Source organism: Formosa algae (assembly GCF_001439665.1).
Classification (GTDB): domain Bacteria; phylum Bacteroidota; class Bacteroidia; order Flavobacteriales; family Flavobacteriaceae; genus Formosa; species Formosa algae.
In genome coordinates this window covers 1-26083 of sequence record NZ_LMAK01000019.1, presented here as the reverse complement: position 1 = coordinate 26083, position 26083 = coordinate 1, and the positions used below count along the sequence as shown (strand labels likewise).

Annotated in this window: 22 protein-coding genes and 1 riboswitch; of the genes, 4 read left to right on the top strand and 18 right to left on the bottom strand. The window is 34.2% G+C overall.

Annotation, left to right across the window (positions count from 1 at the left end; translation table 11 throughout):
• Positions 1-21: 21 nt before the first annotated feature.
• From cobA to AST99_RS07550, 8 genes are all read right to left on the bottom strand, one after another.
• Positions 22-801, bottom strand: a complete 780-nt coding sequence (cobA, locus tag AST99_RS07585) for a uroporphyrinogen-III C-methyltransferase (protein ID WP_057780994.1) — start codon at positions 799-801, stop codon at positions 22-24.
• Positions 788-2896 (bottom strand): HEPN domain-containing protein, encoded by a 2109-nt coding sequence (locus tag AST99_RS07580; RefSeq protein ID WP_057780991.1) that lies wholly within the window; start codon positions 2894-2896, stop codon positions 788-790. Before AST99_RS07580 ends, cobA begins: the two co-directional genes overlap by 14 nt.
• Before the next feature lie 14 nt (positions 2897-2910).
• A complete protein-coding gene (locus tag AST99_RS07575; RefSeq protein WP_057780989.1) occupies positions 2911-3537 on the bottom strand; it encodes a phosphoadenosine phosphosulfate reductase domain-containing protein in 627 nt (208 codons plus the stop codon).
• Positions 3538-3644: 107 nt separating this feature from the next.
• Entirely contained in the window at positions 3645-4052 is a 408-nt protein-coding gene (locus tag AST99_RS07570) for an RrF2 family transcriptional regulator (protein ID WP_057780986.1), read from the bottom strand.
• A 25-nt stretch (positions 4053-4077) separates the two neighbouring features.
• Complete coding sequence (locus AST99_RS07565) at positions 4078-5244, bottom strand: trans-sulfuration enzyme family protein (protein ID WP_057780982.1); 1167 nt, start codon at positions 5242-5244, stop codon at positions 4078-4080.
• A 4-nt stretch (positions 5245-5248) separates the two neighbouring features.
• On the bottom strand, positions 5249-8650 hold the full coding sequence (thrA, locus tag AST99_RS07560) for a bifunctional aspartate kinase/homoserine dehydrogenase I (protein ID WP_057780978.1): 3402 nt from the start codon (positions 8648-8650) through the stop codon (positions 5249-5251).
• Positions 8651-8702: 52 nt separating this feature from the next.
• The gene (locus AST99_RS07555) at positions 8703-9986 is read right to left on the bottom strand and encodes an O-acetylhomoserine aminocarboxypropyltransferase/cysteine synthase family protein (protein ID WP_057781263.1); all 1284 of its coding nucleotides are present in this window, start codon (positions 9984-9986) and stop codon (positions 8703-8705) included.
• 122 nt (positions 9987-10108) lie between these two features.
• Positions 10109-10232: riboswitch (SAM riboswitch) on the bottom strand.
• 91 nt (positions 10233-10323) lie between these two features.
• Positions 10324-11874 (bottom strand): hypothetical protein, encoded by a 1551-nt coding sequence (locus AST99_RS07550; RefSeq protein ID WP_057780976.1) that lies wholly within the window; start codon positions 11872-11874, stop codon positions 10324-10326.
• Positions 11875-12022: 148 nt separating this feature from the next.
• Here AST99_RS07550 and AST99_RS07545 point away from each other — a divergent pair, with 148 nt between their 5' ends.
• Genes AST99_RS07545 through leuB form a run of 4 tightly spaced genes read left to right on the top strand, consistent with a single transcriptional unit; the run spans position 12023 to position 16408 of the window.
• Positions 12023-13198: a 2-isopropylmalate synthase gene (locus tag AST99_RS07545; protein WP_083495628.1), complete on the top strand. Its 1176-nt coding sequence runs from the start codon at positions 12023-12025 to the stop codon at positions 13196-13198.
• Positions 13199-13253: 55 nt separating this feature from the next.
• Entirely contained in the window at positions 13254-14636 is a 1383-nt protein-coding gene (leuC, locus tag AST99_RS07540; RefSeq protein ID WP_057780973.1) for a 3-isopropylmalate dehydratase large subunit, read from the top strand.
• On the top strand, positions 14637-15230 hold the full coding sequence (gene leuD / locus AST99_RS07535; protein WP_057780971.1) for a 3-isopropylmalate dehydratase small subunit: 594 nt from the start codon (positions 14637-14639) through the stop codon (positions 15228-15230).
• A gap of 59 nt (positions 15231-15289) precedes the next feature.
• Positions 15290-16408 (top strand): 3-isopropylmalate dehydrogenase, encoded by a 1119-nt coding sequence (leuB, locus tag AST99_RS07530; protein WP_057780968.1) that lies wholly within the window; start codon positions 15290-15292, stop codon positions 16406-16408.
• A 74-nt stretch (positions 16409-16482) separates the two neighbouring features.
• On the opposite strand, the gene argH is transcribed toward leuB, so the two are convergent.
• From argH to AST99_RS07480, 10 genes are all read right to left on the bottom strand, one after another.
• On the bottom strand, positions 16483-17760 hold the full coding sequence (gene argH / locus AST99_RS07525; RefSeq protein WP_057780966.1) for an argininosuccinate lyase: 1278 nt from the start codon (positions 17758-17760) through the stop codon (positions 16483-16485).
• 46 nt (positions 17761-17806) lie between these two features.
• A complete protein-coding gene (locus tag AST99_RS07520) occupies positions 17807-18871 on the bottom strand; it encodes a M20 family metallo-hydrolase (RefSeq protein ID WP_057780964.1) in 1065 nt (354 codons plus the stop codon).
• Positions 18871-19647: an acetylglutamate kinase gene (gene argB, locus AST99_RS07515; RefSeq protein WP_057780957.1), complete on the bottom strand. Its 777-nt coding sequence runs from the start codon at positions 19645-19647 to the stop codon at positions 18871-18873. The genes AST99_RS07520 and argB overlap by 1 nt, the downstream gene beginning before the upstream one ends.
• A gap of 1 nt (position 19648) precedes the next feature.
• Positions 19649-20584 carry an N-acetylornithine carbamoyltransferase gene (locus tag AST99_RS07510; protein ID WP_057780954.1) on the bottom strand — a complete coding sequence of 312 codons (936 nt, stop codon included), beginning with the start codon at positions 20582-20584 and terminating at the stop codon, positions 19649-19651.
• A gap of 1 nt (position 20585) precedes the next feature.
• Positions 20586-21713 carry an aspartate aminotransferase family protein gene (locus AST99_RS07505; protein WP_057780950.1) on the bottom strand — a complete coding sequence of 376 codons (1128 nt, stop codon included), beginning with the start codon at positions 21711-21713 and terminating at the stop codon, positions 20586-20588.
• Positions 21710-22510, bottom strand: coding sequence for a pyrroline-5-carboxylate reductase (gene proC / locus AST99_RS07500; RefSeq protein WP_057780947.1), 801 nt, complete (start codon positions 22508-22510; stop codon positions 21710-21712). The genes AST99_RS07505 and proC overlap by 4 nt, the downstream gene beginning before the upstream one ends.
• 12 nt (positions 22511-22522) lie before the next feature.
• Complete coding sequence (argC, locus tag AST99_RS07495) at positions 22523-23500, bottom strand: N-acetyl-gamma-glutamyl-phosphate reductase (protein WP_057780944.1); 978 nt, start codon at positions 23498-23500, stop codon at positions 22523-22525.
• Positions 23497-24678: an argininosuccinate synthase gene (locus AST99_RS07490; protein ID WP_057780941.1), complete on the bottom strand. Its 1182-nt coding sequence runs from the start codon at positions 24676-24678 to the stop codon at positions 23497-23499. The genes argC and AST99_RS07490 overlap by 4 nt, the downstream gene beginning before the upstream one ends.
• Positions 24679-24684: 6 nt before the next feature.
• Positions 24685-25293 carry a GNAT family N-acetyltransferase gene (locus tag AST99_RS07485; protein ID WP_057780938.1) on the bottom strand — a complete coding sequence of 203 codons (609 nt, stop codon included), beginning with the start codon at positions 25291-25293 and terminating at the stop codon, positions 24685-24687.
• Positions 25294-25654: 361 nt separating this feature from the next.
• On the bottom strand, positions 25655-26083 hold a 429-nt coding region (locus AST99_RS07480), incomplete at its 5' end, for an aldehyde dehydrogenase family protein (RefSeq protein WP_157486323.1).

Below are 26083 nucleotides of genomic sequence, written 5' to 3'. Positions count from 1 at the left end.
ATGCGTGTTTTGATTATATTTCTAAAACGAGGTTTCTAACTCGCGTACTTCTGTTTGTATTCTATCTAAGGTTGCGCGTTGACTTACAACTTCTCCTATGACAATAATTGCCGGTGAACTTAATTCTTTTTCTTCAACTATATCTTGTATTGAAGCTATGGTTCCAACACCTATATTTTCGTTAGCATATGTGCCATTTTGAATGATGGCTATAGGTAAATCTTGTTTATTTTCGGCTGAAAATAATTGTACAATTTCCGACAGTTTACTCATTCCCATTAAAATTACGATAGTTGCAGTAGATTTTGCTGCTAACTCGATATCGCTAGAAATGTCATGATTTTTTGTTGTTCCTGTAATAACCCAAAAACTTTCGGAAATACCCCGTTTGGTTAACGGAATACCTTGGTGTGTTGGTACAGATAATGCAGACGACATGCCAGGGACAACATCTACTCTTAAATTTTTTGATTTTGCATAATCGATTTCTTCTGCACCTCTTCCAAAAACAAAAGGGTCTCCGCCTTTAAGACGAACCACATGACCAAAGCTTTTTGCACGTTGTACAATAAGCTCATTAATTTGTTCTTGTTGATATGCATAACACCCTTTGCGTTTCCCAACGAAAATCACTTCTTGTGCGGATGAAGCGTATTTAAGTAAGTCAACATTTATAAGTGCGTCGTACAGGACAACATCTGCAGATTGTATGGCTTTAATTGCTTTAAGCGATATTAAATCTGGATCTCCTGGACCGGCACCTACTACCGTTAATTTTGGTATGTTGTTAGTTGTTTGCATTGACTAATTCTTGTGCTCTAAAAACGTCTATGGTGTTAAAGAAAGCTTTGGTTTGGTTAATATATGTGGTTGCAAATGTTTTTGTAGGTTCGTTTTTATTTATCTCGTAAACGAAATCTGAAAAACTAGTTTTAGTATCTAACGTAAGTTTATTGGTTTCTATAAACGTATCATCGAATAAACTAATAATAGTTGCTTGAGAGTTGGTTTTTACATCTTCAGATAGTAATAAAGCCTTCGCTGCATTGACATTGGCAGTATATGCTAAATAGATAGCATCTGCCCATTTGTCTGTAGACTCAAAAACCTCTTCGGCTTTTTCTAATTTCTCTTTAGCCTCTAATAATAAAGTAGCCACTAAATCGATAATAACACCGGCACATTCTCCAACACCTACTTCTTGCTTATATTCTTCACTTGTTCCCCAATCTATAAAATCGCTTGGTTCTAAGTTTTCTGTATCTGATAAAGTCACTAAGAAATTATAAAAATATTTTTGACCGTCTCGACGATCATAATAATCTAAAAATGATTCACCTGGATTTCCGTTAGCTTCAAAATCGTCTAAAATTAAACGCAGAGCTTGAGGTCCTCTTTTAGATGGTAATTTGATAACTTTATCTGAAAAACGCCCTTCCCCATTTCCTAATACACCTCCTCCTAACAGCACTTGTACTGCAGGAGCTACCAGCTTATCTTTTGTACGAATAGACATCCCTTGAAAACCAATTTGTGCCATATTGTGTTGTCCGCACGCATTCATACACCCACTAATTTTAATCGTGATATCTTGATTATTGATGTATTGTGGATATTCCGAATACAACACGCGCTCCAACTCGTCTGCCATTCCTGTACTACTTGCAATACCTAAATTACATGTATCTGTACCTGGACAAGCCGTAATATCTGTAGTCGCATTGTAACCTGCTTCTACAAAATCTAATGCTTTTAATTCTTGATAGAAAAACGGCAATAATTCTGCTTTTACGTGACGAATTAAAATGTTTTGTCTTAAAGAAAAACGCAATTCATCAGCCGCATAATTTTTTATTAAGTCCGCTAATTTTCTTGCTTTATCAGTATAAAAATCACCTAATTTAATTTTAATTCCAATTGCAAATAAGCCCTCTTGTTTCTGAGGAATTACATTTAAAGCTCTCCAACCGTTGTATGCATTCTCGTTTTCAATTACAACTTGAGGTACTGCAACATCTGCAATTTTAATAGTTTCATCATGGGCTTCAATATGCACTTCCTGATTAGATAATGCCTTTTGTTCAGCTTCTACTAATTCTAAAAATTTCTCTACACCATATTCTTTTATTAAGAATTTCATACGGGCTTTCATACGTCTAGCACGTTCGCCATGACGATCAAAAATTCGTAATACACTCTCTATTAAAGGGATGATTTTATATGTTGGCAAAAATTCGTAAATTAAATCTGCACTTCTTGGCTGAGATCCTAAACCTCCTCCAAGCATAACTCTAAATCCGCGTTCACCATCTTTAATTTTAGGAATAAACCCTAAATCATGCATATAACTTAAAGCTGTATCGGCATCTGATGATGAAAAAGACATTTTAAATTTACGTCCCATTTCTTGACAGATTGGGTTACGTAAGAAAAATTGAAATACAGCATGTGCATAAGGTGTCACATCAAAAGGTTCGTTAACATCGATCCCCGCAGTTTCACTACCCGTAACATTTCTTACTGTATTACCACAAGCTTCACGCAACGTAATATCGTCTTGCTCTAATTGCGACCATAATTCTGGAGTATCATCTATACTAACGTAGTGAATTTGAATATCCTGACGTGTAGTTATATGTAATCTTCCTGTAGAAAAACGATCTGAAACGTCAGAAATTCTCAATAACTGATTAGACGTTACTTTACCATATGGTAATTTAATACGAATCATTTGCACGCCTGGTTGACGCTGCCCATAAATACCACGAGCTAAACGTAGACTTCTAAAACTCTCGTCTGTTAAGCTTCCTTCATTAAATAATCGAATTTTCTTCTCTAATTCGATGATATCTTTCTCTACAACTGGATTTTCTATTTCTGATCTAAAACTTTGCATGATTGTTTCTCGTTTTATTGAAAGTGAATTCCGCACTCTCTATTTTGTAAGGCTTTTGTTGGGTCGAAATAAAATTGATTCTTAGGAAGATTTTGTTCTGCGATATAGGCATCTAAATCTTCGTCTGACCAATAATAAAAAGGACTAACTTTTAATACATCGTCCTTACTCCAACTTAAAATATCTTTAGATTTTCTGTACTCTGTTTGTCTAACACGAATATTAGTAAACCAAAGCTCTGGAGATTGCTCCGCTAGAGCCCTTCTAAAAGGCTCCAGCTTTACAACTTCTGTAAACTCGGCATGTTTTGGACTGGTTACTTCCGGGATTCCTATTGTTGCATCAATTACCGACTTACTCAACAAAGGCTCATATTTTTCAACGTTTAAATTGAATGTATTGATTAAATTATTAGCGTGACTGTAGGTTTCTGGCGTATTGTATAATGTATCGCACCAAACAACTTTAATATCTTGAGCTTGTTTTGAAATGGTACTTAAAAGCACTGCAGAATATACTCCAAAACTAGTCGTTACTATTTTCTTATCTGTTAAACTCAAAGCCCAAGAAATAATTTCTTGAGGCGTTTTATTTCTTAATTCTTTATTCCAATATGAAATATCTATTGTACTATCCAACATATGCCTTCTTTTTACCTCTACTTCTATTCCCCTATCGGGTTAGTAGGTTATTTGACAAATGTATATGATGTATTTAATATATGCAAACTTTAAATCAAAAAATATAGTTAAACTAAATCTGCTAACGACTTGTGATTGAAGATATCAAGTGTTTTATCGCGGACTTCTGCCATTAATGTATGTACACCACAAAGTGCTTCGTCTGGGCAATCATCACATTTTTCGTAAAAATTTAAACTCACACAAGGCACCATGGCAATGGGGCCTTCAAGGGTTCTCATAACTAAAGACATTTTTATATCTTCTGGAGCTTTTAATAAATAATACCCTCCATTCTTACCCTTTTTAGAGCCTAACACTCCTATTTTACGGAGTGTTAGTAATATACTTTCTAAAAATTTTTGTGAAATATTTTCGCTCTTAGAGATTACACTAATCTGCACAGGAGCATTATTTTCTTGTCGCGCTAAGAACAATAGCGCTTTTAAGCCGTATTTGGTTTTCTTTGAAAGCATGCCGCAAATATACGCTTTTTAAGAATTAATTTAAAGCCTGATTTAAATCGTTAATAATGTCGTCTGTATGTTCTAAACCTACAGAAATACGGACTAACCCATCTGTAATTCCTGTTTCCAATCTATCTTCTCTACTTAATTTACTGTGCGTTGTAGAGGCTGGATGTGTAACAATAGTTCGGGTATCTCCAAGGTTAGCTGATAACGATAGTACTTTTATTTTATTTAAAAACGCACGTCCGCCTTCTACACCACCTTTCACTTCAAAAGCAATAATATTACCTCCAAGTTTCATTTGTTTTTTGGCGATCTCGTACTGTGGATGTGATTTTAAAAATGGATATTTTACTAACGACACATTATCATGTCCTTCTAAAAACGTCGCTACTTTTACAGCATTTTCACAATGCTTATCTACACGAACAGCTAATGTTTCTAAACTTTTAGATAACACCCAAGCGTTAAACGGCGATAACGCTGGACCTGTATTTCTAGAGAACAAATAAATTTCACGAATTAAATCGGCACGACCTACAGCAACGCCTCCTAACACACGACCTTGACCATCCATAAGTTTTGTAGCCGAGTGAATAACGATATCTGCTCCAAACTTAATAGGGTTTTGTAAATAAGGTGTTGCGAAACAGTTATCGATAACCAATAAAATATTATGCTTCTTTGCAATTTCACCTAACAATTCCAAGTCTATAATATCTACAGCCGGATTTGTAGGACTCTCTGCATATAAAATTTTTGTATTGGACTGGATTAAGCTTTCTATTTTATCTACATCATTAATATTAAAGTAAGATGTTTCAATATTCCACTTCGGAAGAAATTTAGTAAATAACGCATGTGTAGATCCAAATACAGAACTTGCAGACACAATATGATCGCCACTACTTAAAAGCCCTGCAAAGGTTGAAAACACCGCAGACATTCCTGTAGCAAACGCATAACCACTCTCTGCACCTTCCATTTTACATACTTTATCTATAAACTCAGACGTGTTTGGATTTGTAAAACGACTATAAATATTACGTTCCTTTTCTTCTGTAAATGAGGCACGCATATCTTCTGCATCTTCAAAAACAAAACTTGAACTTAAATATAATGGTGTAGAATGCTCTAAAAACTGTGAACGTTCTGTTTGTGTGCGAATGGCTTCTGTTTCGAAGTGACTATCTTTCATCTTTTTAATACGTGTTTTTCTCTGTTAATCTTAAAATATCTCCAAATACACCACGGGCTGTAACTGCTGCTCCTGCTCCAGCACCTTGAATCACTACGGGTTGATCGCCGTAAGATTCGGTATAAATTTCGAAAATTGAATCGGACCCTTTTAAAGATCCTAAAGGTGAACTTTCTGGAACCGATACTAATTTCACCTCTAACTTAGCACCATTTTCATGAGCTAAATCGCCATGTAAATCGCCAATATAGCGCAATACATGCCCTTGTTCTTGCTTGTCTTTAATGCCTTGATATAAATCGTCCATACTTCCAAAAGACTGCAAAAAGCGTTCTGCATCTATACTTCTTAGATCTTCAGGAATTAAATTCTGAATATCAACATCTGTAATTTCATTATGTAAATCGAGTTCTCTTGCCAAAATTAACAATTTTCTAGCAACATCGTTCCCACATAAATCTTCTCTTGGATCAGGCTCCGTAAATCCTTTATCTACAGCTTCTTGTAGCACTTTAGAAAACGGCTCGTTTTTAAGCGAATAATTATTAAACAAATAACTTAAAGACCCTGAAAACACACCTCTAATTTTGGTGATATTTTCACCAGATAAATGTAAAAGCTTAATCGTGTCTATTAACGGTAAACCTGCACCTACATTAGTTTCATACAGATAGTTTTTCTGATTTTTAGCCAATACGCGTCGTAATTCACTGTAGAATTTAAAATCGATAGTATTCGCTATTTTGTTTGAAGACACCAAGTCGAAACCATGTTCTACTAACGGAATGTAATTAGATACAAAAGCCGCACTTGCTGTATTATCAATTGCAATTAAATTTTCTAAATGATGCTTTTTAGTGTAAGCCACTAAACTATCAAACGTATATTCCTTACCGTTTTCTTGTAAAGCCGCTTTCCAATTCTTATCGATCCCCTTTCTATTTAAAAGGACTTTTTTAGAATTCGCAATAGCAAAAATATTTAATTTAATGCCCTTACGTTTTTCAATATCGCTAGCCGAGGCAATAATCTGATCGATTAAAGTACCTCCAACTAAACCATGACCAAAAATGGCCAAGTTTATTTTTTTAGATATTCCAAAAATCTCTCCATGAATAACATTTAAGGCTTTATGAAGTTGTGATTTTCTAACCACCAAACTCACATTTTCACCCGTAATGGTATTATTAAAAAGCAACGGAACAATCTGATTTTTGATTAATGCATTAAATGGTTTGTGGAAGGTGCTTAAATCTTGCCCTACTATTGAAATGACTGCAACATCATCTATAATCCCAATTCTATTGACATCTTGCATATAGAAATCGGTTTCAAACTCGCGCTCTAAAGCAATCACAGCTTGCGATGCTTTATTGGCATCGACAACCAGACCTAAACCACGTTCAGACGAGCCTTGCGAGATAATACTCACACTAATATCGTTTGCACTTAAGGTTTTAAACACACGTGCATCGACACCCACTTTTCCTAACAAACCACGACCTTCCAGGTTAATTAACGCCACATTATCTAAAACGGATAATGAACGAATGCCTTTAGAAGCCGTTTTTGCGGTGATTAAAGTACCTTGATCTCCGCTATTAAACGTATTTAAAATACGAAGCGAAATATTTTTTTCTAGTAACGGAATTATGGTTTTAGCATGTAAAACGGTTGCTCCGAAATTGGCTAATTCATTCGCTTCTGCAAACGACAATTCTTCAATCTTTTTGGCATCTGGAACCAAATCTGGATTCGCCGTATAAATTCCGTTTACATGAGTGTAATTTTGTAATTCTTCGGCATCTAGGAAATTCGCTAATAATGCTGCTGAATAATTACTCCCGTTTCTACCTAAAGTTGTTGTTTTGTTATCTTTATTTGAAGCGATAAAACCGGTTACAATATTAACCGTATTTCCATTATATGTTTTAAAATGTTTTAATACATTTTCTTTTGAGACTTTGGTATTTGGTTGTGCGTTACCAAATGTATCATCGGTTTTTATGAGTAATCTAGAATCGGTTGCATGTGCTTTTATCCCACGATCTTGAAGTAAATGTGCGACTAATTTTACTGAAAGTAATTCGCCTTGCGCTAAAACCTCATCTTTAATTTTATTACTATAATCGCCTAAAAGTTTCACACCACTTAAGACTTTATCTATGACTGAAAATTCTTCTGAAAAATCGATATCCGGACAAGGTTCAATCTGGTAAGCCTTAAACGCTTCTAAGTCTTTTTTATAAGACTCGTCGTTTTTAGCTTTTTGGAGCATCAGTTCTAACTCGTCTGTAGACGGTCCTCTAGCCGAAAGCACAACTGATATTTTTTCGTCGTTTTTAACCTTATTTTCTATGATATTGAGTACCGTTTCTAAACCTACACCATTAGCTAGAGATTTCCCTCCAAACTTTAGCACTTTCATGCGTTTGTTCTTTAGTTCTGGTTTAAAAATCCCTTCAACTATAGTTTCTAGTTGCTCAAACTCAATTAAAAAAGCATCGTGACCATGATCTGAATGAATTTCGTTATACGTTACGTTCGGATGTGTAAGTGCTAACTTTTTCTGAGTTTCACGATTTTCTTCTGCCGTAAAAAACAAATCAGAATCTACGCCAACAATGGCGATATTAGACTTAATTACATCTAACACATTTACATCTTCTGGGCGGCCTTTAGTGACATCAATAGTACGTAACAATTGATTCATTAATTTATAGGCTGAAAGCTGGAAACGTTCTTGTAATTTATTGCCGTGATGCAATAGCCAACTTTCGACATTAAATATTTCTAAATCCTCATTTTTACTTCTATGAAAACGTTCTTTAAACGATTTTGGTGTTCTATAACACAACATCGCGTGCATACGCGCATCATGAACTGGGTTATTAGAATTCATTAAAAATTGTTCCTGAATTTGACAATTAGCTATTAACCAATCTGTCGATTTCCAGTCTGTGGCTACTACAATTAAATTTTCGGCAAGCGTAGGATGCATTACAGCCATTTCCCAAGCAATACCTCCACCTAAAGAGCCTCCAATCATGGCAAATACAGAATCTATTTTTAATAGTTCAAGCCCTTTTAAAAAGATATTTGCTATATCTCGAGACACAAAATCTTTATAATTTTCAATAATAAAACCATCATATCCATTTCCAGGAATATTAAAAGATATTACAGTAAATTTCTTAGTATCTATAATTTTATTATCACCAATAAGATCACTCCACCAACCATCTTCTCCAGCAACATTACTGTTACCAGTTAAAGCATGATTTACTAAAACAATTGGAGCTTGATGCAAAGGTTGCCCGAACACTTCGTAAGATAGTTGTATAGGTAACTCTACACCACTAATGGTTTTGTAAGCATCTAAATGGATAATTTGTAAATTTTTCATGTCGCAATATATAAAAGCTTCGAATTAAAAGGGCTTGATTTACTATAAACTGTTAGGCGTTTTTAACAGCTTCAAAGGCTTGTTTTAAATCAGATTTCAAATCTTCAAGATCTTCAATTCCAACAGACAAACGTACCAAATCGGTCGTTACACCAGATGCGGCTTGCGCGGCTTCATCTAACTGTTGGTGGGTTGTACTTGATGGATGAATGATTAAAGATTTAGTGTCTCCAATATTGGCTAAAAGTGAAAATATTTGAGTTTTATCGGCTATAATTTTTGCAGCATCAAAACCACCTTTATGTCCAAAAGTAACCATTCCGCTTTGTCCTTTAGGAAGGTATTTATCTGCTAAAGTTTTATACTTACTACTTTCTAAACCAGGATAATTTACCCAAGCAATTTCGTCTTGAGTCTCTAACCATTGTGCTAGAGCTAAAGCATTTTCACTGTGTTTTTTAATACGTAGTTCTAAAGTTTCTAAACCTTGAATGATTTGAAACGCATTAAACGGACTTAACGCACTACCATAATCTCTTAAACCTTCAATTCTAACTTTAGCAATAAACGCCGCTTCTTTTAAAACGTCACTATATATTAAACCGTGATATCCTGCGGATGGTTCTGTAAATTCAGGGAATTTTCCGTTTGCCCAATTAAATGTTCCAGCATCCACAATAACCCCACCTAAACTGGTTCCGTTTCCGTTAATGTATTTTGTTAGCGAGTGAATCACAAGATTAGCTCCGTATTGAATAGGATTTAATAAGGCTGGAGAAGCTACTGTATTATCGACAATTAAAGGAATATCGTTGGCTTTAGATACATTAGCAATCGCTTCAATATCTAAAACATCTAACTTCGGATTTCCTAAAGATTCAATAAACACAGCTCGTGTATTATCTTGAACTGCAGCCTGAAAATTTGCTGCATCTGAAGGGTCTACAAACGTGGTTGTAATGCCGTGTCTTGGTAAGGTAACGGCCAATAAATTATAGGTCCCCCCATACAAACTACTTGATGCTACAATATGGTCTCCTGCTTTTAAAAGTGTTAACAATGTAGTAGAAATAGCTGCTGTTCCAGAAGCCGTAACTACAGCGGCAATACCACCTTCTATAGCCGCTAAACGTTGTTCCAATACATCGTTAGTTGGATTATTTAAACGGGTATAAATGTAACCTGGTTCTGCTAAGGCGAATAAATTTGCAGCATGATCTGAATCGTTAAAAACGTAAGATGATGTTTGGTAAATTGGTACGGCACGTGTTCCTCCATTTTTTGTAACATCGTGTCCTGCATGCAACGCTTGAGTTGCGAATTTTTGTGTACTCATTTTTCTTTCTTTTTGAGTTAATAAATTAAAACTAAAAGTCAAATGCACCCTTTTATAAGGCGTACTTAATAGAAAAATGTTAAAAAGAAAATAATACAAATTACCCTGAAAGTAATTTCCTTTAGTTATCTATCTAAATCGCCGATAAATGAATCGGTTTTTAAGTAGAATGTAGCACCTTCTTTATAAGTTAAAGGGTTGCTAAGGTTTCAGCGGGTCTAATCCCTCCACCTTTCTTGATAACATTTCAATACGTTATTGAACTTTGTGAGCACAAATATTCAGTTAGAAAAGTCGATTTTCCAAATTATTTAAGACATTTTTATAAAAAAACATTTTACAAAGCTTGACTTCTCGCTATATATTTATCCTTAATAATCTGTCCTACAGGCTTATTCTCTATTTTACTTTCCAACCACGAAATAATATCTAAATACAAGAATGCACGCTTTTCGTAAGGATGATCTTCGTACGTTTTTAAAGTATCTCTTAACCTTATAAAAGCTTGCTTAATGTCTTGCGGATATACATCTTGTAAGCCTTTTATAAACTTTATCATTTCTTTTTGTACCTCGTGTAAATCATTCATTTTAATCAAAAACTTATAGGTACTACGCAATAAAGTATCGATATGGTAATCTAATCCTGCTTCATAATGTGCAACCAAATTTAACACTCTAGAGAAACACAATAAATCTTCGCGCATAGACAAACTTTTATTTGAAATAATTTTATCTAAATACGCGATACATTGTTTATTATCTCCAGCACCAAAATACATACTTGCGAATTTGTAATAGAAAATCATGGTATGGTGTTCGTCTATTCTATTTGTGAATTTTTTAAGGTCGTTTTCTATTTTTGGAATTAAACTCAAACCGTCCTCAAAAGAGCCATCTATAAAATGTAAATTCACTTTATTAAGGTTGTAATACAGAAATGCTAAAGACTCTACATTTTCATCTCTTAAGAACTTTTTATCATTCACAATGGTTTCTAATCGCAATAAAGCTTCTTCAAATTTATTTTTGCTTCTCACAAAAAATAGTGCTTCTAGCAAGTAGTTTTTTCCTTTTAAAAAGAACACTGGATTTAAATTAATCATGGTTGGGTTTTCATAAAACAAGTCCACCCATTTAGAAGCATAACGGTAACAATTCTTAAAATCTTGTGTTAAAAAACTGTACCATAAATAGGCATTGTACAACCATAATTTTTCCCTAAAGCCTAGTTTTTTAATGTTGTATTTAGGCAATCTGTTATTAAAATACTCTGCAACTTGTTGTCCTTCTTCTTCGTTTTTAACGTATCCCGTTTTAAGAAAAATGCCATATAACTGTAAGGATAAATTAGAAAGTTTACTCGCTATAACATTTAAAGCACTTAATTCTTTGGCCTGAATTGTAAGCTCGTCTGCACGACCGCCAATACTACGGGTAATATATTGCGATTCGATTAATTTTTCGAACTCTACAATTTCGTAAGCTAAATTTTTTTCTTCGCTTTGTATGGCCAATTCTTTAGATTTATCTAAAATCTTCAAGCTTTGTTTGTACAAACCTTTGTGGTATAAAATGGAAGCAAAATCTAACTGTTCTCTTACTTGCGACCTAATGTTTTGATGTGAAGGGTTTAATTTTAAACTAATTAAAATTTGTTTATACAAGTGCGCCTTAACATTTGCTAATTGCTGCTTCTTAACGTCTCCGTTTTTTAAAATAAATTCTTCGTCATAACTAGCTAATTTGTCTAAAATATTAAATAAATTTAAAAATTTAGAATCGTTATTAACCCCTAATCTCCCCACATACAGTTTAAACTGTCGTTTTTCAGACTTGGTTAATGACTTTACTAACAAAAACAAATTATCTTTTTGGTCTTTTATCATCAAATAAAAAGTGTTATAAAATTCTGATTTACAGATATTTAATCATGTTTAAATACTTTTAAACATCGTAAAAGTACAACAATGAGGTATTGCTTTCACAAAAGCAAAATATAAATTCGTAGAACAATAAGAAAATAAATTCATATAAATGTCACATTCTAACATTCAAATATTTGACACAACGTTACGCGATGGCGAACAAGTCCCAGGTTGCAAGTTAAACAAAGAGCAAAAACTAATTATTGCTGAAAGACTTGATCTACTAGGAGTTGACGTTATCGAAGCAGGATTTCCTGTGTCAAGTCCTGGAGATTTCGCTTCGGTTGAAGCCATTTCAAAAATCGTAAAGAATGCTACTGTTTGTGGTCTAACAAGATCTGTAGAAAATGATATTAAAGTTGCTGGTGAAGCTTTGCGTTTTGCAAAAAAATCAAGAATTCATACAGGGATTGGAACATCAGATTCTCATATAAAATTTAAATTTAATTCCAATCGCGATGCCATCATCGAACGTGCTGTAAGAGCGGTTCGTTATGCTAAAACATTTACTGAAGATGTAGAGTTTTATGCAGAAGATGCAGGACGTACAGATAACGATTATTTAGCAAGAGTTTGCGAAGCTGTTATTGCAGCCGGAGCAACGGTTTTAAACATTCCAGATACAACAGGATACTGTTTACCTAATGAATATGGTGCTAAAATAAAGTACTTGAAAGAGAATGTAAAAGGTATTGAAAAAGCCATTTTATCTTGTCACTGTCATAACGATTTAGGATTAGCAACTGCAAATTCTATTGAAGGTGTTATTAACGGTGCAAGACAAATTGAGTGTACTATTAATGGTATTGGAGAACGTGCTGGAAACACAGCTTTAGAAGAAGTTGTTATGATTTTAAAGCAGCACCCTACATTAAATTTAGATACAAATATAAATACATCTTTATTATATAGTACAAGCCAAATGGTTTCAGAACACATGGGTATTTACACGCAACCAAACAAAGCCATTGTTGGTGCAAATGCTTTTGCTCACAGTTCTGGAATACATCAAGATGGTGTAATTAAAAATCGTGAAACTTACGAAATTATAGACCCTAAAGATGTTGGAGTTACAGAATCTGCTATTGTGTTAACAGCAAGAAGCGGTAGAGCAGCTTTAGCATACAGGGCCAAAAACGTAGGCTACGAATTAACAAAATTACAATTAGATGTAGTGTATGCTAGCTTCTTAGACTTTGCAGATATTAAGAAAGAAGTTGATGATTCAGACATTCACAAAATTATTAAATCTAGTAGTATACATAAAGAAATTATTTCAGCTTAAAATAAGCGTAAAGTCTATGTCTTAATTACTTTTGAGATAGCAAAAATAACATGAAATGAAAAAAACATTATTTGATAAAGTTTGGGATGCACACGTTGTGGACGCCATAGAAAATGGACCACAGATTTTGTACATCGATAAGCATTTAATACACGAAGTAACAAGCCCGCAAGCTTTTAACGAGTTAAAAGACAGAGATATTCCTGTATTTAGACCCAACCAGATTGTGGCAACGGCAGATCATAATACGCCAACAACAAATCAACATTTACCAATACAAGATACGTTATCTAGACATCAGCTTGAGCAACTATCAAAGAACTGTACCGAAAACGGAATCACACTTTTTGAATTAGGTCATAAATACAATGGTATAGTGCACGTTATGTCACCCGAATTAGGTATCACACAACCTGGAATGACAATCGTGTGTGGAGACAGTCATACATCTACGCATGGTGCATTTGGAACCATTGCTTTTGGAATCGGAACCAGTCAGGTTGCTCAAGTTTTTGCTAGTCAATGTTTACTTTTAACTAAACCTAAAAGTTTACGCGTTTCTGTAAATGGTAAATTAAAAAATGGAGTGCTTCCTAAAGATGTTATTTTATATGTCATCTCAAAATTAGGAACCAATGCAGGTACAGGCTATTTCTGTGAATACGCCGGAGATGTGTTTGAAAACATGAGTATGGAAGGCCGTATGACGGTTTGTAATATGAGTATTGAAATGGGGGCCCGTGGCGGAATGATAGCGCCAGATCAAACCACTTTCGATTATGTTGAAGGTCGTGAATTCGCACCGAAAGGAGAAGATTTCAAACAAAAAGTAGCCTACTGGAAAACATTACCAACAGATAATGGTGCCAAGTTCGATAAAGAATATTTTTTCGATGCAGAAGATATAGAACCTATGGTTACCTACGGAACTAACCCTGGTATGGGAATAAAAGTAACAGAAAACATCCCTACCCTTGATGATGCTTCTTTTGAAAAATCATTGAAATATATGGATTTCAAAAAAGGTGAATCTCTTATAAACAAACCAATTAATTTTGTCTTTATTGGTAGCTGTACCAACTCTAGAATTGAAGATTTTAGAGTAGCTGCTCAATACATCAAAGGCAAACAAAAAGCACCTAACGTTACTGCTTGGTTAGTTCCTGGAAGTAAATTGGTGGAAACACAAATTATTGAAGAAGGCCTTAAAGACATCTTTACAGCTGCTGGTTTCGAACTGCGCCAACCAGGATGTTCTGCTTGTTTAGCCATGAATGATGATAAGATTCCGCAAAACGAATATTGCGTATCTACATCTAACAGAAACTTTGAAGGTAGACAAGGCCAAGGTGCTAGAACCATTTTAGCAAGTCCGTTAGTTGCAGCGGCAACAGCGGTAGAAGGAAAAATTATTGACATTACAAAACAATTAAACTAAATGGAAAAGTTTATAACATTACAGTCTAGAGCCATTCCATTAGACATAGAAAATATAGATACAGATCAAATCATTCCTGCTCGTTTCTTAAAAGCAACAGATAGAAAAGGTTTTGGAGATAATGTATTTAGAGATTGGAGATATAATAAAAACGGAGATATTAACGAAGAGTTCCCTTTAAACGATACTACTTATATGGGAAGTATTCTAGTCGCTGGAGATAATTTTGGTTGCGGTTCTAGTCGCGAGCATGCGGCATGGGCAATTGCCGATTACGGTTTTAAAGTTGTCGTTTCTAGTTTCTTTGCCGATATTTTTAAAGGAAATGCACTTAATAATGGAATTTTACCAATACAGGTGTCACCAGAATTCTTAAAAGTATTATTTAATAACATTACAAGTGACCCAGAAACAATAATTAGTGTAAATTTAGAGACTCAAATCATTTCTATTCAAGGCACTGATTTTTCTGAACAATTCGACATCGATCCGTACAAGAAAACGTGTCTAATAAATGGTTATGATGACATTGATTATTTATTAAGCAAAAAAGAAGAGATCTTAGCTTTTGAAACTAAGAACGAAAACATATAGCCCTATAACCATTATAAATTAGTGGCGCTAATTATAAGGGCTACTAAAACATAATTCTTATGAAACTAAATATAGCAGTATTAGCAGGAGACGGAATCGGACCAGAAGTCACTGCACAATCCATAAAAGTACTTAAAGCGATAGCTTTAGAATATAACCATTCATTTAATTTTAAATACGCTCCTGTTGGTGCTATTGCCATAGATGAAACAGGAAACCCTTTACCAGATGCTACGCTAGAGCTTTGTCAAAATAGTGATGCTTTACTATTTGGTGCTATCGGAGACCCTAAATATGATAATGATCCTTCTGCAAAAGTACGTCCTGAACAAGGATTACTTGCGCTAAGAAAAGCCCTAGGGTTATTTGCTAACATAAGACCAGTAAAAGCATACGATGCACTTTTAAGTAAATCGCCTTTAAAAAAGGATATTATTAAAGGGACAGATATTAGTATTTACCGCGAGCTTACTGGAGGTATTTACTTTGGAAAAAAAGAAACAAGTGCTGATGGTAATTCTGCTTCAGATTTATGTGAGTATTCTCGTGTAGAGATTGAACGTTTAGCACATTTGGCCTTTAAAGCTGCTCAAGCTAGACGAAAAAAACTGACTTTAATTGATAAAGCAAACGTCTTAGAAACATCGCGTTTATGGCGTAAAGTGGTTACCGAGATTTCTAAAAGTTATAAAGATGTAGAATTAGATTTCTTATTTATTGATAACGCTGCAATGCAAATGATTTTAAACCCAAAACAGTTTGACGTTATTTTAACAGAAAACATGTTTGGAGACATTATAAGCGACGAAGCTAGTGTTATTGGAGGATCTATAGGTTTATTAGCTTCGGCTTCTGTAGGAGACAAATATGCTATGTTTGAACCTATTCACGGATCATATCCACAAGCAACAAACAAAGGTATTGCAAATCCAATTGCTTCCATTTTATCTGCAGCTATGTTATTAGAACATTTTGATTTAAACGATGAAGCAGATTTAATTAGAACAGCTGTAGACAAATCTTTAGCGCTTCATATTACAACACCAGATTTAAACACGAAATACGATAATATTACGACCACTAAGGTTGGTGATTTTATTGCAGATTTTATTAGTAATCCTAAAGATTCGAATCATAACTTTTCGAACATTCACTTAGGCCAATCTACTATTATCTAAATTTCAATATAGTATAAAATAAAAAAGCGTCTTAGTAATTAAACTAAGACGCTTTTTTGTTGCGATATGCTTCTCTAAATTTTCGGAAACTTTTCACTTATTTTATCTAATCCTAAATTGTGAATACTTCCTAAATGGGTATGTTTTTTAGAATCGTCTGGTACATATGTACCTGCTTCTACTTCGCCACCAATCTTTTTATACGCATCTCTAAACGACATGCCTTCTACCACTAAAGTATTTATATTATCTACAGTAAATAAGAACTTATATTTATCGTCGTGTAAATCGATATCTTTCACTTTTACTTGCGCGATAGAAAAATTAAAAATATCTAGAATATCTTTCGTGTCTTCAAGAGCCTGAATCATATTCTCTTTTAATAGTTGATAGTCGCGATGGTATCCGCTAGGTAAATTATTCGTAATTAAAACCATCTCTGTTTGTAGCGCTTGGATTTTATTACATTTTCCTCGAATCAATTCAAATACATCCGGATTCTTCTTGTGTGGCATAATACTACTTCCTGTAGTTAACTCATCTGGAAAGGCTATAAAACCAAAATTCTGACTGTTATACAAGCAAATATCCATAGCAAAACGCGATAGTGTATTTGCCAAGCTTCCTAGTGAAGCAGCAATAGTACGTTCACTTTTACCTCGACTCATTTGTGCAGCAACCACGTTATATTTTAAGGTTGAAAACCCCATTTCTTTTGTGGTTAATTCACGATCTATCGGAAATGAACTTCCATAACCTGCAGCAGAACCTAAAGGATTTTGATCGGCTACCTTTTGAGCCGCTTGTAGCATATACACATCATCAATTAATAATTCTGCATAGGCAGAAAACCAAACCCCAAAAGACGACGGCATAGCGACTTGTAAATGCGTATAGCCAGGTAATAAAGAATCTTTATGCGTGTCTGCTAAACCAATTAGTGTATCGAAAAACGTTTTAGTTTTTTCCTGAATTGTTTTTAACTCTGCTTTAAAATACAATTGAAGCGCCACTAAAACTTGATCATTTCTAGAACGTGCAGTATGTATTTTCTTTCCAACATCGCCTAAAGTTTTCGTTAATTCGAATTCTATTTTTGAATGCACATCTTCAAAATCTTCTTCAATAACAAACGTACCCTCTTCTATCTGAGATTCTAATACATCTAAACCACCTAATAATTGTTTCAATTCTTCAGCAGTAATAATATTAATGCTCTCTAACATTTTAGCGTGTGCTTTAGAAGCAATCACATCATACTTCGCAATATGAATATCAATTTCTCTGTCGTTTCCCACAGTAAATTGCTCAATTTTTTTATCTATTGAAAGCCCTTTGTCCCAAAGTTTCATAAGTAAGATTTTTATAGTTTAAACTGAAAGTTATCAGCTTAAATAATTATAGTATTTTTTCTAATAATTGGATGTAAATTTTAATCCCTTCTTCTATTTCATTTAAATAAATAAACTCATCTGCAGAATGTGATCGTGTACTATCTCCTGGTCCTAATTTAAGAGACGAGCAGCTTAAAACAGATTGATCTGATAAGGTTGGCGACCCATAAGTGGTACGTCCAATTTCAATACCAGCTTTAACCAATTCGTGGTCTTTAGGAATAGACGATGAATTTAAACGTAAACTACGTGCCACAATTTCTGTACACGGCGCTTCCTTCACTAAAATATCGTTAATTTCTGCATTGGTATATTTATCGTTTACACGTACATCAATGACTAATTCGACTTCCGCTGGAATGGCATTATGTTGTTTTCCTGCAGAAATCTGAGAGACCGTCATTTTAACATCTCCTAAAGATTCTGATGGTCTGTCAAACTTATAATCTTTAAACCAATTTAGAACTTCAATGGTATTATAAATCGCATTATCATTGTTTGGATGTGCCGCATGGCTCGGTGTTCCTTTTACTTTAGCATCAAACACAACCAATCCTTTTTCTGCAATGGCCAAATTCATTAATGTAGGTTCGCCAACAATAGCGACATCAATTTTTGGAATTATAGACAACATACTGTTTAAACCATTTGGTCCACTGCTTTCTTCTTCTGCAGATGCAACTAAAACCAAGTTGTATTTTAAGTTTGGTTTATTATAAAAATAAGTAAACGTTGCTATTAAAGACACCAAACAACCTCCAGCATCATTACTTCCTAAACCATATAATTTACCATCTTCTACGATTGCTTTTAACGGATCTTTTGTATATCCATTATTGGGTTTTACAGTATCGTGATGTGAGTTTAGGAGTAGTGTTGGTTTGCCTTCTGTAAAATCGGCATTTGTAGCCCAAACGTTATTTTTGGTTCTAGTATATGGAATATTTTTCTGTATAAACCAAGCTTCTATAAGCTGTGCTGTTTTATCTTCTTCTGAAGAAAATGATTGGGTTTCAATCAAATTCTTAAGTAATAATATGGCCTCTTCAGTTAATTGTTGTGTTGTCATTAGGCTTGAATGGTTGTATGTTTTGAATTCTGATTAAATAGCATGTCTGGTTTCCCTAAACACACTTTATAAACATGATTAGAAATGGCATGAAAACAGTTATCTAACTTGGGAAGCATGCCGTCTGTAATGACGCCGTCTGCTTTTAAAGTCTCATAATTTTTGGTATTGATATCTTCGATTACAGAATTCGGATCGTCCACATCTAATAATACCCCGTCTTTTTCGAAACAGTAATACAACTCGACTTGATACAAATCTGCAAAGCCTATAGCCAGTTCAGAAGTTACCGTATCTGCATTTGTATTTAATAACTGTCCATTTTCATCATGAGTTATCGCGCAAAACACGGGCGTAATACCGTTTTCTAATAGTACTTTAGGCACTTTAGTATTTACTTGTTTTACATCGCCAACAAATCCGTAATCTATCGTTTTTACAGGACGTTTTTCTGAAACAATTACGTTTCCATCTGCACCGGTAAATCCAACACTATTACAATGATTAGCTTGTAATTGCGCAATTATATTTTTATTGATTTTTCCGCCATAAACCATAGTAATAATATCAAGAGTATCGGCATCTGTAATGCGTCTTCCATCTACCATTTGTACTTCAATATTCATGGATTTAGCCATTTTAGTAGCTAATTTCCCGCCGCCGTGCACTAATAATTTAGGACCTTGAATGGTTGCGAATTGTTCTAGAAAATGGGATAACGCACTATCATCATCAATAATATTTCCCCCAATTTTTATAACTTTTAATGTTTCCATATTACAAGTTTTCTAGTATTCCTTTCATAACTATCTGTGCGGCATACGTTCTGTTATTCGCTTCTTGCATCACGATAGATTGATCGCTATCTAATACGGCATCTTCTACAATAACATTTCGTCTTACAGGTAAACAGTGCATAAATTTAGCGTGACCAAGTTTTTCTTTGGTAATCATCCACGTTCTATCACGACTTATAACATTTCCATAATCGGTATAACTACTCCAGTTTTTGGCATATACAAAATCGGCATCTTTTAAGGCCTCGTCCTGATTATAATTAATAGGAGTATCTTTTGTGATTTCCGGATTAAGCTCATACCCTTCTGGGTGTGTAATGGTTAAATCGACATCCATTTTCTGCATCATCTCAACAAAAGAATTAGGCACAGCCTGAGGCAAAGCTCTAGGATGTGGCGCCCAAGACATTACCACCTTTGGTCGTGATTTCTCAGATAATTCTGAAATTGTAATAGCATCTGCCAAGGCTTGTAAAGGGTGTGCCGTGGCACTTTCCATATTTACAATAGGCACCGTTGCGTACTTTTCAAAACTTTTAATTACCATTTCTGTAGCATCTTTTTCCCTGTCTTTTAAACTCGGAAAAGCACGTACAGCAATAATATCTGCATATTGAGAAATTACTTTAGCAGCTTCTTTTACATGCTCTGAAGTACTAGCATCCATAACGGTACCATCTTCAAACTCTAAATTCCACGCATCGTTAACGTTTAAACTCATAACGTCCATTCCTAAATTTTTCGCAGCCTTTTCTGTGCTTAACCGGGTCCGTAAACTCGAATTAAAGAACAACATCACTAAGGTTTTATTTTTACCTAAATGTTGATGTTCGTAAGGATTCATTTTTAAAAGAATCGCTTCTTTAATGGTTTCTGAAAGATTTGAAATATCTGAAATTTGCGTGTATTTTTTCATGCTATGTTAATTCTGATTTTAAGGCTTCAAAAAAGATATCTAAATGTGCTTTTTGAATCGTTAATGGCGGAAGTATTCTTAATAAATTTGGATTTTTGGCACTTCCTGTAAATATGTGATGGTCGAAAATAAGTTTTTTTCTAAGGTCTGAAATCGGAAAATCGAATTCTAAACCTAGCATTAAACCTCGACCTTTAATGGTTTTAATTTGTGGAAATTGTTCTGCTTTTTCAATAAAATAAGCTGAAATTTCTTTAGTGTGTGCTAATAAATTTTCTGTTTTAAGGACATCTAAAACAGCTAAAGATGCTGCACAAGCTAAATGGTTTCCGCCAAACGTGGTTCCTAATAATCCAAACGATCCTTTAATATCTGGATGAATTAAAATTCCACCAATTGGAAAACCATTCCCCATTCCTTTTGCTAAAGAAATAACATCTGGTGTAATATTATGTTTTTGGAATGCAAAGAAATCTCCTGTTCTTCCAAAACCAGACTGCACCTCGTCTGCAATGAAACAGGTATTGTTTGCTTTACATAATTTTTCAAGACCTTGGTAAAATTCGGTTGTACTTTCATCTAAACCGCCAACACCTTGTATAAACTCGATAATTACAGCACAAACATCGTTATTTTTTAACGCTTGTTCTACCCCTTCTAAATCGCCAAGTTCAAAAAATTCTACCTCTTGTTGTGCGTTTAAAGGCGCCACTATTTTAGGGTTATCGGTAGCTGCTACAGCCGCAGAAGTACGTCCGTGAAAACTATTTTTAAAGGCTATAATTTTAGATTTTCCGTTATGGAAAGACGCTAATTTTAATGCGTTTTCGTTCGCTTCTGCCCCAGAATTACATAAAAATAATTGGTAGTCTTTACAACCAGAAAATTCTGCTAAATCTGTCGCCAATTGTTCTTGTAACGGATTCTGAATGGCGTTACTATAAAAAGCAATTTGATGTAATTGACTGGTAATACGATCTACATAAGTAGGATGCGCATGTCCAATTGAAATTACAGCATGTCCACCATAAAGATCTAAATACTTTACATCTTTGTTATCGTAAACAAAAACATCTTTCGCTTTTACGGGAGTAATATCGTAAAGCGGATATACAGGAAACAAACTCATATTTGCTCTTTTTTAATGTTGCTAATTTTATTGTAAGACGCGACCATACCTTGTATTAAAGACGAACTCAAACCTTTGTGTTCCATTTCGTTTAATCCTTCTATAGTACATCCTTTTGGAGTGGTTACTTTATCTATTTCTTCTTCGGGATGATTGCCTGTCTGTATTAGTAAACTTGCTGCACCTTCGCAGGTATGCATAGATAATTCTTGTGCTTCTTCGGCATCAAAACCTAATTGAATAGCAGCTTGAGTTGTGGCACGAATTAATCGCATCCAGAACGCAACACCACTTGCACAAACTACAGTTGCGGCTTGCATCTGACTTTCAGGAATAATTAAAGTATGCCCCAAACGATTAAATATGGCTTCTGCTATTTTTACTCGTTTAGTACCTTGTGTATTACTACAAATACAAGTCATTGATTTACCCACAGCTATAGCCGTATTAGGCATTGCACGAATAATGAATTGATTATCACCTACAAGACTTTCTATTCTAGGAATTAAAAATCCGGTAATGGTAGATATTAAAACGTGTTTCTCTGTTAAATGCGATGCAATTTCTTCCAATACCTTTTCAAAATGAGCAGGTTGTACTGCAAAAATTAAAATATCAGATTTCTGAACCGCTTCAATATTATCACTTGTTATAGTTACATTTTTATAACCATTAAACTCTTCTAATGATTCTAAATTTCTTTTGGTTAAATATAGAGTAGTAAACGCATTATCGATAATTAAACCTTTTGCGATAGAATATCCTAAATTTCCTGTTCCAATGATAGCAATTTTCATAAGTCGAATGGATTAAAAGTAAGTAGCTTTTAGTTGTACACCTTCAGTTTCTTCAAATCCAAACATTAAATTCATGTTTTGAACCGCTTGACCTGAAGCGCCTTTTAATAAATTATCGATAACACTAGTGACTAATAATTTATCGTTGTGTTTATGTAAATGAAGTATGCATTTATTAGTATTTACCACTTGTTTTAAATGAATATCTTCATCTGAAACCACCGTAAATTTAGCATCCTTGTAAAAGGATTTATATAGTGCTTTGGCGTCTTCTAAAGTGCCTTCATATTTAGTATAAGCCGTGGCAAATATACCTCGTGAAAAATCGCCGCGATTCGGCATAAAAATAATTTCTGAATTAAAATCGTTTTGTAATTGCTTTACCGATTGATTAATTTCTCCTAAATGCTGATGCGTAAATGGCTTGTAATATGAAAAATTATTATCTCTCCATGTAAAATGTGTGGTAGCAGATAATGAGGTTCCTGCTCCTGTAGCTCCAGTTACCGCGTTGATATGAATATCGTTATTAAATTTTCCGTCTGAAGCTAATGGTAATAATGCTAATTGAATGGCCGTAGCAAAACATCCAGGATTTGCTAAATAATTAGCTTTTACAATAGCGTCTTTATTAAGTTCTGGAAGTCCGTAAATGAATTCCATACCATTAAAATTAGCATCGGCTTCTAATCTAAAATCATTACTTAAGTCGATGATTTTAGTGGTATCAGAAAAACTATTTTTCTCTAAAAATGCTGTAGAATTTCCATGTCCTAAACATAAAAACAAAACATCTACATCTGAATTAATAGTATCTGTAAATTGTAAATCTGTAGATCCAATTAAATCTTGGTGCACTTTACTCACCGGATTTCCGGCATTAGAAGTACTAAAGATAAAATCGATTTGTACTTGTGGATGATACATTAGTATTCTAATCAGTTCTCCTGCAGTATATCCTGCTCCTCCTACAATTCCTGCTTGTATCATGACTTGTTATTTACGAGTTGGTAAATCTTGTTTTGATTCCCAAGTATTTTTATGAATCCTTTGGCGTCATCTGCAGTCCATCCTTTATTCTCTTCACCATAGCTAGCAAACGTAGAACTCATTAAATCGTGTTTAGACACAATGCCATCTAGAGAGAAGTGATATGGTTTTAAACTCACCACAACATCTCCTGTTACGTTTTCTTGACTACTTGATAAAAAGGCTTCCATGTCGCGCATTACAGGATCTAAAAACTGACCTTCGTGTAAATGCATACCATAAAAACTAGATAAGTAATCTTTGTGTTGCATTTGCCATTTTGTAAGCGTATGTTTTTCTAATAAATGGTGTGCTTTTACGATGATTAAAGCCGCTGCAGCTTCAAAACCAACACGCCCTTTAATTCCAACAATAGTATCTCCAACATGAATATCTCTTCCAATGGCATATTTTGAAGCTATTTCATTTAAGGCTTCAATATTTTTTTCTGGGGCAGCTTCTGTTCCATTAAGAGCAACAAATTCACCTTTATTAAATGTTAAGGTTACTTTTTGCTCGTCTGTTTTTTCTAACTGAGATGGATACGCTTCACTAGGTAATGGTTTTTCTGAAGTTAATGTCTCTTCACCGCCAACACTTGTTCCCCATAATCCTTTATTCACAGAATATCTTGATTTTTCCCAAGACATATCGATACCATTTTCTTTTAAGTAATCGATTTCTGTTTGTCTTGCTAATTTTTGATCTCTAATAGGGGTAATAATTTCAATTTCTGGAGCAAGGGTTTGAAAAATCATATCGAAACGCACTTGATCGTTTCCTGCTCCTGTACTTCCGTGTGCAATATATTTTGCGCCTATACTTTTTGCATATTCTACAATTTCAATAGCCTGAATAATACGCTCTGCACTTACAGAAAGCGGATATGTGTTATTTTTTAATACGTTACCAAAAATTAAATATTTCACCACTTTATTATAAAATGTGGCTACAGCATCTATATTTACATATGTAGACACGCCCATTTTATAGGCATTAGATTCTATATTTTTAATTTCTTCTTTTGTAAATCCTCCAGTGTTTACACTTACTGCATGAACGTCGTATTCTTTTGATAAACTTACTGCACAATAAGACGTGTCCAACCCACCGCTATATGCTATGACTAATTTTTTCATTTTAAATTATTTTTTTAGAAACAAATGTTCCTTGATGCTTTTTAATCGATTAAATACTTTTGATTTTACAGGTTTTTGATCTTTTGGAGGTTGCTTATCTGGATCGTATAACATCCCAGTACATAAACACATTTTTTGTTCTGTACGTTGTAAAACGTCATAATTCTTACAGGTTTGGCAGCCTTTCCAAAACGTTTGATCGTCTGTTAACTCTGAAAATGTTACAGGTTTATATCCTAAATCTGAATTCATTTTCATTACAGGTAGCCCAGTTGTAATACTAAAAACCTTAGCTTTAGGATACTTTGTAATCGAATGATTGAAAATTTTATGTTTGATTTGCTTTGCTAACCCTCTATTTCTAAAATCTGGATGTACAATTAAGCCTGAGTTAGCAACAAATTTACCGTGCCCCCAAGCTTCTATATAGCAGAAGCCAGCAAATTTACCGTCTTCTAAAGCGATAACTGCGTTTCCATTTACTATTCTTGCAATGACATACTCGGGTGTTCTTTTAGCGATCCCGGTACCTCTTACTCTAGCAGAATCTGCTATAGTATCACAAATAATTTCTGCATAAACTGTATGCGACTTGTCTGCAATAACAATTTCCATTGTTTTGATTTTAAAAATTAAAAAGTTAAAAAGTATTGATTTCTAGAAGTAGAACTGGACACACCTAAAAGTTCCTAAAATATAAAACACCCTAACGGGCGGCGCAATAAAATAGGGCGTAACATAGTATGGTTATTGTTTAAAATAACTATATGTTGTGTGTAAAATGTATAAAGTGATGTAATCAAAATAAAAAAATAAATACGTGAAATTTAGGTGAACAACTCTAGAAGATTAGTGTGCACTGCGGCGTCGGCGCAATGCAATTGCGGGACTAGATGGACGTATATTATTTTTAATTAGAATCATAAATCAAATGTACAAATTAATTCAATATATCAATTAACTTTTTATTAAATTTTTATAAAATATAATCTGTGCTTATAAAATTAGATGCCTTGGTATCAAGCAATTCATTTAATATCGCATTGTTATAATCATTATCCTTTGAGGCTACAAAAGTTCTAATCGAAAAGGATCTTAACGCATCATGAACACTTAACGTACCCACAGCAGAATCTTTTCTACCTGTAAAAGGGTATACATCTGGTCCACGCTGACAAGAACTATTTAAATTAACTCGACATACTAAATTGACTAAAGTGTCTATTAAAGGTGCTAAAGTTTTTACATTTTGCCCAAACACACTCACTTGTTGCCCGTAATTAGACTCGGCCATATCATGCAATGGCTCTTGAATATCTTTAAATGGTAACACTGGTATTACTGGACCAAACTGCTCTTCTTTAAACACTCGCATGTCTTTATTTACTGGATATAATACGGCGGG